Raw genomic sequence first — 11544 nt, 5'->3', positions numbered from 1 at the left:
AATTTCGCGTGGAACGAACCACGCAACACAGGAGCAGAGTATGACTGAAAAATACGGCGTAATGGTCTGCGGCCATGGAAGCCGTGACGAAGGTGCGGTCAGGGAATTCGCGGCGGTCGCCAAGGGGATCGCGGAACGCCTTCCCCAGTATCAGGTGGAATCCGGTTTTCTCGAATTTGCAACGCCAATCATTCGAGATGGGTTGGACAGGCTCCAAGAGAGTGGCCACACTCATATCCTCGCTGTTCCCGGGATGCTGTTCGCGGCGGGTCATGCCAAGAACGACATACCTTCCGTCCTCAATCGCTATGCCGCGGAACATGAAGGCCTAACCATTTCCTATGGTCGGGAACTCGGTATTGACCTGAAAATGATTCGCGCCGCCGGGGAAAGGATCAAGGAAGCGCTTGCAACCGCCGGAGGTGATGTTCCCCTGCATGAAACTATGCTCGTGGTCGTCGGGCGTGGTGCCTCCGATCCGGATGCCAATTCGAATGTCACCAAGGTGATGCGGCTTCTATGGGAGGGGCTCGGGTTTGGTTGGGGCGAGACGGTTTATTCGGGCGTCACCTTCCCGCTGGTCGAACCGGGCCTGGAGCATGCCGCCCGGCTTGGCTATAAACGGATCGTCGTATTTCCCTATTTCCTGTTCACCGGCATTCTGGTCAACCGTATCTATGATTATACGGACAAGGTCGCCGCGGCCCATCCGGATATCGAATTTATCAAGGCCTCCTATCTCAATGATCATCCGTTGGTTCTCGACTGCTTTGCCGAGCGGGTTGAGGAAATTCTTCTCGGTCAAAACAATATGAACTGCGGTATGTGCAAATATCGCGAGCAGGCACTTGGCTTCGAAGATGAGGTGGGGCTCAGGCAGGAAAGCCACCACCATCATGTGGAAGGGATCGGGACAGGCGACGCGCACGCGCATTCCCATGATCACGACCATCCGCACGACCATGATCACGGGCATCATCACGATCACAGTCATGGTCATGGTCATTCCCATGACCATGCCCATCATCCCTACCCGCATGCAGATCATCCGCTCGGTCCTGTCAGCATGAAAAAGAGCGGCAGCTAGCGCCATGTATGACTACCTTCGCGATCCGGCGGCCATCTATGAGAAATCATTCGCGACAATCGAGCGCGAAGCGGATTTTTCCGGAATTGATGCCGCGGCGGTAAAAATTGCGACGCGCATCATTCACGCCTGCGGCATGCCGGAGATTCTGCCGGACCTCGCTTATCATCCAGACCTCAGCGCTGCGGGCATCTCCGCCCTGCGCAGCGGTGCTCCGGTCTTCTGCGATTGCGAAATGCTGACACATGGTGTTATCCGCCGTCTATTGCCGGCGAACAATGACGTGATTTGCACACTAAATGAAGACGGTGTGCCGGAACTTGCTGCGTCCCTGAAGACCACCCGTTCGGCCGCCGCCGTCGATCTCTGGCTGGATCGCCTCGCGGGCGCGGTTACTGTCTTTGGCAATGCACCAACCGCCCTTTTTCATCTGCTGGAGCGCCTTGAGACGGGCGCGCCGAAGCCTGCCGCCATCCTCGCCTTCCCGGTTGGCTTTGTCGGCGCCGCAGAGTCGAAGGAAGCCCTGATCGCGAGCAATTTCGACATTCCCTTTATCACCCTGCGCGGCCGCAAGGGCGGCAGTGCCATGGCCGCCGCCGCGATCAACGCGCTTGCCGGGTTGGCACGGGAGGACGCATGACAGCCTGGCTCAGCATTGTCGGGATCGGCGAAGACGGCCTGGAGGCGCTTTCGCCCGCGGCCCGAAGCGCAATTGATGAGGCCAGCCTTCTTATCGGTGGCGAGCGGCATCTTGCGATGGTGCCGGTGGATGGACGGAAACGAAAGACATGGCCGAGCCCGCTAATGAAACTGGTTGATGAGATCTTGGCACGGCGCGGCGAGAAAATCTGTATTCTGGCGACTGGCGATCCCATGCATTTCGGCATCGGCGTGACCTTTGCCAAACGGTTGCCCGCAGAGGAAATGGCAATCTTCCCGGCCCTTTCCGCCTTCAGTCTTGCTGCCGGCCGCCTCGGCTGGGAACTCTCCCGGACAGCGCAAATCACGCTTCACGGACGGCCGCACGAACTGCTGATCCCACATCTCGCGCCGAACGCCAACATCATCGCCCTGTCCGATAGCGGCCGAACGCCCGGCGACGTGGCTCAACTCCTGTTATCGCTAAGTCTTGAAACAACCGACATGACCGTGCTTGAGCATATGGGCGGCCCGGAGGAAAAAATCATCACGGGAAAGCCTGCGGACGTCGCAGGAATTGCCTTCAAGGACTTCAATACGATTGCCCTCAAATGCCCGCCGACTGTCTCGTCGGCGATTTTTCCGACGGCGCCGGGCCTCCCGGACGACGCTTTTTACCATGACGGACAGCTTACGAAACGCGAGATCCGAAGCGCGACGCTTTCCGCCCTCGCGCCCTTCCCCGGAGAGCTTTTGTGGGATGTAGGATCGGGGTCGGGCTCAATTGCCATCGAATGGATGCGAAGCCATCCGGCGAACCGCGCGATCGCGATCGAACCACGCGACGATCGCCTTTCCCTGATCCAAGAAAATTCTGTGAAACTGGGCGTGCCGCAGCTCAATATTATTGAAGGGCGCGCACCCGAGGTCCTTGCCGGCCTTGACGCACCCGACGCCATATTCATCGGTGGCGGACTCAGTCATGCCGGTATGTTCGACACCTGCTGGTCGTCGCTGAAACCCGGCGGGAGACTCGTTATAAATGCCGTGACGATGGAAGGCGAGCAGCAGCTTTTTCACGCTCATGAAACCCATGGCGGAACGCTTACGCGCCTCAATATATCGCGCGCCGAAAAAATCGGTGGATATACGAGCTGGAAACCATTCAGACAGGTTACGCAATTCAAGTTGGTTAAAGAATGACAGGCACCCTATACGGCCTCGGTATCGGCCCCGGAGATCCGGACCTTATTACACTCAAGGCGCTCAAGCGATTGCAGTCGGCGCCGGTACTTGCCTATCCGGCGCTGGAGGATGGCGACAGCCTCGCGCGCGCCATTATCGCGCCGCATCTCACAGCCCCAAAGATCGAGATTGCCATCCGCATCCCGATGACGATCGAGCGCGCGCCGGCGCAGGCGGCCTATGACAATGCGGCAGTGGAGATCAGCCGCTATCTGGAAAAAGGCGACGATGTCGCGGTCCTCTGCGAAGGAGATCCATTCTTCTACGGCTCCTTCATGTATCTGTTTGGACGGGTCGCTGAAAAATACAAGGTTGAGGTGGTTCCGGGCGTATCCTCGCTTACCGCCTGCGCCACCTCCCTCCAGTCCCCGTTGTCTGCACGCAACGATATCCTGACCGTGCTGCCCGCGCCGCTTTCGTCCGACATCTTGCGCGCCCGGCTGCAAGAGGCAGACAGCGCCGCGATCATGAAAGTCGGGCGGCATTTCGCCCGTGTGCGGGACGTGATTTTCGACCTTGGGCTTGAGAACAACGCCCGGTATATCGAACGGGCAACAATGGAGAACGAGAAGATTATGGCGCTCGCTGATGTCCCCAAAAACGCGGCACCGTATTTCTCGATGATCCTGATCCACAAACGGGGGCAGGCATGGAAATGACCCCTCCCATCGCGATTATCCTGCTGAATGAAAGCGGACGGGAGACGGCGGAAAAATTGCAGGCTCTCTATCCGGAAGCGCTGATCCATGGCCTTGCGGGCCGGACGGAGGGGGCAGATGTCACCTTTCAGAAAACGGCCTCTCATCTGCAGGAACTGTTCCGCGCCGGCGCGCCGATTTTCGGTATCTGCGCGAGCGCCATTCTGATCCGCTGTCTCGCGCCGGTACTGCGCAGCAAATCCGCGGAGCCGCCGGTCATTGCCATCGGCGACGATGGACGGAATATCGTCCCGCTTCTCGGCGGGCATCACGGAGCGAACCGACTGGCCCGGGAGATCGCCGAAAAGATGGACGCGCATGCGGCGATCACCACGGCAAGTGATCTCAATTTCAATATCGCGCTCGATGCGCCGCCAGAGGGGCTCGCTCTCGCCAATCCACAGCATGTGAAAGAATTTGTCGTGCGCCTCCTTGGCGGCGAGAAAGTTCGGCTTGATGGCAAAAGCAGATGGCTCAGTCAGTCGGACCTTCCTTTCGACGAAGACGGAACGCTCACCCTTAAAATTACGACCGCCGCCGGCAAAGGAAATGGTGGACTGCTTCTCTACCATCCCAAACAGCTATCGATCGGCGTTGGCTGCGAGCGCGGGACAGAGCCGGAAGAGGTGATTTCCCTGATCAGGGAGACACTTGCAAACATGGGCCTGAGCCCGCTCGCCGTCGGCGCCATCTGCTCTGTTGATGTTAAATCCGATGAGCCCGCCGTCCACGCCGCTGCCGCCTATTTCGGCCTGACACCCCGATTTTTTACGGCCACAGAGCTGGAAAGGGAAACACCCCGCCTTGCGATGCCTTCGGATGTCGTCTATCGCGAAGTCGGCTGTCATGGCGTTTGTGAAGGGGCCGCACTTGCGGCTGCCGGCTCAGAAGGCCAACTGATTGTTCCGAAACAGAAATCAAAACGGGCCACATGCGCCATCGCCGAAGCCCCGTTCAGGATCGATAATAAAAATGTCGGAAAGAGTCAGGGCAAGCTGTCCGTGATCGGCATCGGTCCGGGCCAGGATGCCTGGCGAACGCCGGAGGCAAGCGCCCTGATTGGGCAAGCAACGGATCTTGTCGCCTATGGTCTCTATCTCGATCTTCTCGGGAACAGCATCGCCGGAAAGAAGCGGCATGATTTTGGCCTCGGGGAAGAGGAAAAGCGGGTGCGTACGGCACTTGATCTCGCAGGCGAAGGCCGCAACGTAGCGCTCATTTCATCGGGCGATATTGGCATCTATGCCATGGCAACCCTCGTCTTCGAGCTGATCGACCGCGAGGATAATCCTGAATGGAACCGCCTCGATATCCAGGTCGCACCGGGCATCTCCGCGCTTCAGGCCGCGGCGGCGCGGGCGGGTGCCCCATTGGGCCATGATTTCTGCACCATCTCCCTCTCCGATCTTCTGACACCCTGGAAGGTGATCGAAAAGCGCATCACGGCGGCAGCAGAAGGCGATTTCGTCATCTCCTTTTATAATCCGGTTTCCTTGAAACGCCGGACGCAGCTTCATGCGGCAAAGAAGATACTGCTTCAGCATCGTCCGACCTATACCCCGGTTATCATTGCGCGCAACCTTGGGCGCGAGACCGAAAGTGTTTCATTCGTGCCGCTTGGAAACCTTGACCCGGAAAGCATCGACATGCTGACCCTGGTCATGGTCGGATCGAGCGAGAGCCGGACCACGCAAACCAATTCAGGCGGTAGAAGTTGGGTCTATACCCCGCGCGGATACAGCGGGAAAATGGCCAACGACACGCAAAAAACAGGAACCCGCAAATGACCATTCACTTTATTGGCGCCGGGCCCGGCGCTGCCGATCTGATTACCCTGCGCGGCCGCGACCTGATCGCCGCCTGCCCTGTCTGCCTTTATGCCGGATCGCTAGTGCCGGAGGAAATCCTGACGCATGCGCCGATGGATGCACGGATCATCGATACCGCGCCCTTGACCCTGGATGACATCATCAATGAAATGATCAAGGCGAATGATGCCGGGCAAGACGTCGCACGGGTCCATTCCGGCGATCCCAGTCTCTATGGCGCCATAGGCGAACAAATGCGCCGTCTTGACGATCTTGGCATTGAGTACACCATCACCCCCGGTGTTCCAGCTTTCGCCGCCGCGGCAGCCGCCCTTAAGACCGAGTTTACCCTGCCCGAGGTAAGTCAGACGGTGATCCTCACCCGCACCTCAATGAAGGCGACCGCCATGCCGAATAATGAGGATCTGGCAACCTTGGGCGCTTCCGGCGCGACGCTCGCCATCCATCTGTCGGTTCGAAATCTGCGCAACGTCACCGCCGAATTGATCCCGCATTATGGAGCCGATTGCCCGGTCGCCGTCGTCTTCCGCGCGAGCTGGCCCGACGAGCAGATCATTCGCGGAACGCTAAGCGATATCCGTGAGAAAGTCCGCGCCGAAAAGATAACGCGAACCGCGCTGATCATTGTCGGCAGAGTATTGAACGCCAAAGGTTACCGGGACAGCGCGCTTTACCATGCGGATCACGTCCATGTCCTGCGCCCCAAGCGCAAGGCGTAATAGGCTAGACCATCCCGGCAGCGGCCAGAAGACGGTCTATCGATCCGAAAACCGGGCAAGCGGGCACCTCGGGCCTATCGATCATGACCACCGCAATGCCGAGGTTCCGGGCCGCTTCAATTTTGGCGTAGGTCGCCGCGCCACCGCTGTTCTTGGTGACGAGCAGATCGATTTTCTTTGCCGACAGCAAATCCGTTTCGTCGGAAAATGAAAAGGGCCCGCGTGCTTGAACTGCCTCCACGGTCGATGACGGCGGATTGAAAGAGATTGGCTCTATGCTGCGAATGAGGAAATGCTTTGCAGAAAGAGTTTCAAAAGGCGCGAGATCCTGCCGTCCGATGGTGAGAAAAATTCTTCCAAATCCGTCTGTTGCCGCCGCCGCGTCCCGGACCGTATTCGCATGCAGCCAACGATCTCCCGTCTTTGGCGTCCAGGCGGGTCTCTGGTACCGGAAATAAGGAACATCGGACTTTTTACAGGCCGAATATGCATTTTGTGTGATGGTTTCGGCGAATGGGTGGCTGGCATCGATAACGAGATCAATATGATGACCGCGAATAAAGTCCTCCAGGCCGCTGACGCCGCCAAAACCGCCCGTCAATATCGTCCCGGCGAGTGGCGCGGGATTACGCGTTCTGCCGGCGAGTGAGGTGATCAGATCGACATCCGCCCTTTCCACCAGTGCCTGGTTAAGGCGCGCCGCTTCCTCGGTTCCGCCGATCAGCAGTATTTTTTTTACCCTATTCATCGCTTCGCCCGACAAGGTTGCCTGCGCGATCAAAAATGAGAACGTCGATTGCCGTCTCTTCCCCGGCGACGTCTTTTGCAATCTCGCGGGCCTTCAGCGCGACATGATCCGCCAAGGGAAGGCCCGCGGCCCGCGCTTCTTCCAGCACCTGCATCGCCGTATTCGCGGATTTGGCGCGTGCGGCCAACTCCGTTTCACCGCCTAGTTCCGTAATCCGGTCGGCCAGCCAGGTGAAATCGACACTGCTGCGGCCCGAATGGAGGTCCATGCGTCCCTGTGCAAGCTTGGTGATCTTGGCAAATCCTCCGGCGATTGTCAGCCTCGGAACGGGGTTCTTGCGGATATATTTGAGAACGCCACCCGCGAAATCCCCCATATCAAGAAGGGCGACTTCCGGGAGGCCATAAAGGGTCGCAACAGCCTTTTCGGAGGTCGATCCTGTGCTCGCAGCGAGATGCGGTTCACCTGCCGCCCGGGCAACATCGATACCGCGATGGATGGAGGCGATCCAGGACGCGCAGGAATAGGGAATCACGATCCCCGTCGTTCCCAGGATTGATAACCCGCCAAGGATGCCAAGCCGCCCATTCATGGTATGTTTTGCAAGCTCCGCGCCTTTCTCGACGCCGATCTCAATTTCTACATCCGGAGGCATTCCAAAGGCCACCGAAACTTCCTCCACAACTTGCTGCATCATTTTTCGCGGTACCGGATTTATCGCCGCCTCGCCGACCGCAATGGGCAGGCCTTCTTTCGTTACCGTGCCAACGCCTTCGCCCGCACGAAAGATTGCGCCACTTCCCGCGCCGCCCCTTCGAACTGTCGCAATGATGCGCGCAAGATGGGTAACGTCCGGATCATCCCCGGCATCCTTGATGATGCTGACGCGCGCAAAATCCGCGCCCTTCTCCTCCGTCGCCAAGGCGAAGGCGGGCGTCTGGCCGCGCGGCAAGGTAATCGTTACGGGATCCGGAAACCCGCCGCCGAAAAGCGCCGTCAACGCCGCCTTTGTCGCCGCCGTCGCACAGGCGCCGGTCGTCCAGCCATGCCGCAATTCCTTCGCATTTTTCTCTTTCATAAAACATTTATAGGCTGCAGCGTCACTGATGGCTAGGCGCTCTCGAAATAGATGTGTAAAAGAAGGATATGGAGAAAATACTGAGTAAAATTCCGGCCTTCGAACCGGGTTCTGTCTGGCTTGTCGGCGCGGGCCCCGGCGATACTGGATTGTTGACGTTGTATGCCTATGAGGCGCTTCGCCAGGCGGACGTACTGGTCTATGACGCCCTTGTCGGACAGGATATTCTGGAACTGACCGGACCGGACACCATCCTCGAATATGCGGGAAAGCGCGGCGGCAAGCCATCGCCAAAGCAGAAGGACATAACGGAGCGATTGATCACCCTTGCCCGTGAAGGGAAAAAAGTTCTGCGTCTTAAAGGCGGCGATCCCTATATCTTTGGTCGCGGCGGTGAGGAAGCGCTGATGCTCGCCGCGAACAATATCCCGTTCCGGGTGATACCGGGCATATCCTCAGGAGTCGGCGGCCTTGCCTATGCCGGCATTCCCCTCACCCACCGGGAAACCAACTCGGCGGTGACGTTCCTCACCGGGCATGATGCGAATGGCGAGGTGCCCAACGTCAAATGGGAGCATATCGCAAAAGGCTCGCCCGTCATCGTGATCTATATGGGGCTCAAGCATATCAAGGTGATAACGGACCGGCTGGTCGGCTTCGGACGCCCAAAAAGCGAACCCGTCGCGGTGATTTTCCGGGCAACCCTGGCGGACCAGCAGGTTGTTACCAGCACACTTGAAAACGCGGCGAGCGATGTCGAGAAAAGCGGCCTTAAGCCACCGGCACTGATCGTCGTTGGGGATACGGTCAATCTTCGGTCGGAGCTTGACTGGTTTTCTCCGTTCACGAATGACGCGCCGGAAACTTGAGGATGGCTTCCGCGGACGCATCTGCCTTGTTGATTGCGGCCCCTGCTTCCGGGTCCGGCAAAACGACTGTCACGCTTGCGCTCTTGCGCGCCTTCAGGCAACAGGGCATCAGGATCGGCTCGTTCAAGGTCGGACCGGACTATATCGATCCGGCGTTTCACGCGCTCGCGACAGGGAACCCCTGCTTCAATCTCGACCCATGGGCAATGCGAAATAAAAGCCAGGCGGCCATTTTGGGTCAAGCCTTTAAAACCAGCGATCTCGTCATTGGCGAGGGGGTGATGGGCCTCTTCGACGGCGCTCAGGATGGCACCGGATCGACAGCGGATGTCGCCAACGAATGGAACCTGCCGATTGTCTTTGTGGTCGATGCCAAGGGACAAGGGGCTAGTGTCGGCGCGCTCTTGCAGGGGTTCAGTCGCTTCCGTTCGGGTGTCACGCTATCAGGCGTGATTTTCAACAAGGTTGGCGGCGCGGGCCATATACGCTTACTCAAGGAAGCGGCGGCATCCACGGGAATTCCGGCGCTCGGATTTATTCCAAAAAGCGCTGAGCTGTTGCTGGATCAACGGCATCTCGGCCTCGTCCAGGCGCGCGAAACACAGAAGATCGAAGCCTTTCTTAATGGCGCTGCCAAAATAATCGCGGAACATTGCGACCTGTCCGCCATTCGAGAAATCGCGACGGAGACAAGCCTTACAGGCGCGCAATTTTCCTCACCCATCCTCCCGCTTGCCCAGCGAATTGCCATTGCCGACGATGACGCCTTTGCCTTTACCTATCCCCATATTCTTTCCGGTTGGCAGGCAAATGGCGCCGAGGTGACTTTCTTCTCTCCGCTTGCCGACGAAGCGCCCGATCCGTCCGCGGAGGCAGTTTTTCTTCCCGGCGGGTATCCGGAGCTTTATGGCGGCAAGCTTGCCGCGGCGGTCAATTTCAAGGCCGGAATGCGCGCGGCCGCCGCAAAGAACAAGGCGATCTACGGGGAGTGCGGCGGTTTCATGACCCTCGGCAATTCTTTAACCGGTCACGACGGCAAATCCCATGAAATGCTGGGACTGCTCCCTATCGAAACCTCGTTTGCGGAACCCAAACTGCATCTCGGCTATCGCAATGCCCGGCTTATTGACGACGGAATTCTCGGCACGTCAAACCAGTGCTTTGCCGCGCATGAGTTTCATTACGCCTCGATAACGAAAGCCGGCAATGCGCGTGCCTTATTCAACGTTTCGGATGCGCGCAGCCAAGAACTGGGACCCGTCGGCGCCACGATCGGATCAGTATCGGGTTCCTTCATTCATCTGATCGACGGGAGGTGAGATGCAGGGCGAGATAACTCTTATCCTTGGTGGCGTGCGGTCCGGCAAGAGCAAATTTGCGGAGACCTACGTCATCGAGCACGGGGCGCCGCGCCTGTACCTCGCGACCGCCGAAGCGTTCGATTCCGAAATGGCGGATCGGATCGCCCGTCACCGGCTGGATCGGGGTGAGGGCTGGACAACAATCGAAGCGCCGCTTGACCTTTCTGGTGCCCTTGCCGCCAATTCCACAGTGGACAATATTATTCTTGTCGATTGCCTGACACTTTGGCTCAGCAACCTGATGGGGCATAACCGGGACGTCGAGGAAGACATCGACCGATTTTTCAAGACACTTTCGGGTCTTCCGGGACCGGTCGTCTTTGTTTCCAACGAAGTCGGACAAGGCATCGTTCCGGACAATGCCCTGGCCCGCGCCTTCCGTGACCATGCCGGAAGACTGCATCAGCGGCTGGCGCACATCGCCGGAAAGGTTTATTTTATAACGGCGGGATTACCGCAAAGGCTGAAATAGAAACAGATGTCTGAACCCGGCAATCAGAGTTTGCCCGCATACAAGGGCGGTTGGATCCAGGATTTTATGGTCGCGCTTGTCTTCATGACGCGCCTGCCCCTGCAACCGGCCTTTACCTTCGATATCCGTGCCCTTAAATCCGCTTGTCGGGCATTCGCCCTAGTCGGATTGGTGGTCGGTGGGATTACCGGCACCGTGTATATCCTTGGCGCCTTTGTCGGACTGCCGCTTGTCGTCGCGGCGCTGATCGCGATTGCCGCGCAAATGATCGTCACGGGCGCCCTTCATGAAGACGCCATCGCGGACGTCGCAGATGGTTTTGGCGGCGGCGCGGACAAGGAAAAAAAGCTCGCCATCATGCGCGACAGCCGCGTTGGCACCTATGGGGTCGTCGCACTGATCGTTATCATCGGGTTGAAAGTCGCCGCGATCAGTGGCGTTTCGGATCCGCTTCTGGGCTTTGCCATCCTCGTCGTTGCCGCCGTCGTGAGCCGCGGACTCATTCCCTGGGCCCTCTATGTCCTTCCCTCGGCGCGTTCTGACGGGCTGGGCCACGGCGCTGGTCGTCCCGAATTCATGGCGCCACTCGTGTCCACCATCATGTCCGTTCTAATTGCTGTATTGGTATTGGGACCGCAAATCGGCGCTATCGCACTGCTGGCGGGAATTATAGGCGCATGCGTGACGGGCCTGATCGCCAAGCGCCAGATTGGCGGACAGACGGGCGATGTTCTGGGCGCCATACAACAGATATCAGAGATCTGTATACTTATTGCCTGCGTTGGCGCGGTCGGCTGAA

The 11544-nt window shown here is 58.4% G+C and carries 12 protein-coding genes; 10 read left to right on the top strand and 2 right to left on the bottom strand.

What is annotated here, in order from left to right:
- Positions 1–40: 40 nt before the first annotated feature.
- From GQF03_RS06490 to cobM, 6 genes are read left to right on the top strand one after another with little or no spacing between them, the layout of a single operon-like run.
- Positions 41–1087 carry a sirohydrochlorin chelatase gene (locus GQF03_RS06490; RefSeq protein WP_161338397.1) on the top strand — a complete coding sequence of 349 codons (1047 nt, stop codon included), beginning with the start codon at positions 41–43 and terminating at the stop codon, positions 1085–1087.
- Between the two features lie 4 nt (positions 1088–1091).
- Positions 1092–1727, top strand: coding sequence for a precorrin-8X methylmutase (locus GQF03_RS06485; RefSeq protein ID WP_161338396.1), 636 nt, complete (start codon positions 1092–1094; stop codon positions 1725–1727).
- Positions 1724–2929, top strand: coding sequence for a precorrin-6y C5,15-methyltransferase (decarboxylating) subunit CbiE (gene cbiE, locus GQF03_RS06480; RefSeq protein WP_161338395.1), 1206 nt, complete (start codon positions 1724–1726; stop codon positions 2927–2929). The genes GQF03_RS06485 and cbiE overlap by 4 nt, the downstream gene beginning before the upstream one ends.
- Positions 2926–3630: a precorrin-2 C(20)-methyltransferase gene (gene cobI / locus GQF03_RS06475; RefSeq protein ID WP_161338394.1), complete on the top strand. Its 705-nt coding sequence runs from the start codon at positions 2926–2928 to the stop codon at positions 3628–3630. Before cbiE ends, cobI begins: the two co-directional genes overlap by 4 nt.
- Positions 3621–5456 (top strand): precorrin-3B C(17)-methyltransferase, encoded by a 1836-nt coding sequence (gene cobJ / locus GQF03_RS06470; protein ID WP_206376367.1) that lies wholly within the window; start codon positions 3621–3623, stop codon positions 5454–5456. The genes cobI and cobJ overlap by 10 nt, the downstream gene beginning before the upstream one ends.
- On the top strand, positions 5453–6217 hold the full coding sequence (gene cobM, locus GQF03_RS06465; protein ID WP_161338393.1) for a precorrin-4 C(11)-methyltransferase: 765 nt from the start codon (positions 5453–5455) through the stop codon (positions 6215–6217). Before cobJ ends, cobM begins: the two co-directional genes overlap by 4 nt.
- 4 nt (positions 6218–6221) lie before the next feature.
- Here the strand turns inward: cobM and GQF03_RS06460 are convergent, their stop codons facing one another.
- On the bottom strand, positions 6222–6965 hold the full coding sequence (locus tag GQF03_RS06460; protein ID WP_161338392.1) for a cobalt-precorrin-6A reductase: 744 nt from the start codon (positions 6963–6965) through the stop codon (positions 6222–6224).
- On the bottom strand, positions 6958–8043 hold the full coding sequence (locus tag GQF03_RS06455; protein ID WP_161338391.1) for a cobalt-precorrin-5B (C(1))-methyltransferase: 1086 nt from the start codon (positions 8041–8043) through the stop codon (positions 6958–6960). Before GQF03_RS06455 ends, GQF03_RS06460 begins: the two co-directional genes overlap by 8 nt.
- Positions 8044–8111: 68 nt before the next feature.
- Between GQF03_RS06455 and cobA the strand changes: the two genes are divergently transcribed.
- The 4 genes from cobA to cobS are packed head-to-tail and all read left to right on the top strand — an operon-like array spanning position 8112 to position 11543.
- Positions 8112–8912, top strand: coding sequence for a uroporphyrinogen-III C-methyltransferase (gene cobA / locus GQF03_RS06450; RefSeq protein WP_161338390.1), 801 nt, complete (start codon positions 8112–8114; stop codon positions 8910–8912).
- A gap of 2 nt (positions 8913–8914) precedes the next feature.
- Positions 8915–10231 carry a cobyrinic acid a,c-diamide synthase CobB gene (locus GQF03_RS06445; protein ID WP_161338389.1) on the top strand — a complete coding sequence of 439 codons (1317 nt, stop codon included), beginning with the start codon at positions 8915–8917 and terminating at the stop codon, positions 10229–10231.
- A 1-nt stretch (position 10232) separates the two neighbouring features.
- Positions 10233–10745 carry a bifunctional adenosylcobinamide kinase/adenosylcobinamide-phosphate guanylyltransferase gene (gene cobU / locus GQF03_RS06440; RefSeq protein ID WP_161338388.1) on the top strand — a complete coding sequence of 171 codons (513 nt, stop codon included), beginning with the start codon at positions 10233–10235 and terminating at the stop codon, positions 10743–10745.
- Between the two features lie 30 nt (positions 10746–10775).
- Positions 10776–11543 (top strand): adenosylcobinamide-GDP ribazoletransferase, encoded by a 768-nt coding sequence (gene cobS / locus GQF03_RS06435; protein ID WP_161338387.1) that lies wholly within the window; start codon positions 10776–10778, stop codon positions 11541–11543.
- Position 11544 lies beyond the last annotated feature (1 nt).

Origin of the sequence: Sneathiella chungangensis (assembly GCF_009882935.1) — a bacterium.
Taxonomy (GTDB): Bacteria; Pseudomonadota; Alphaproteobacteria; order Sneathiellales; family Sneathiellaceae; genus Sneathiella; species Sneathiella chungangensis.
Note: the sequence above shows the minus strand (reverse complement) of the source record. Positions and strands in the feature narration are given on the sequence as shown.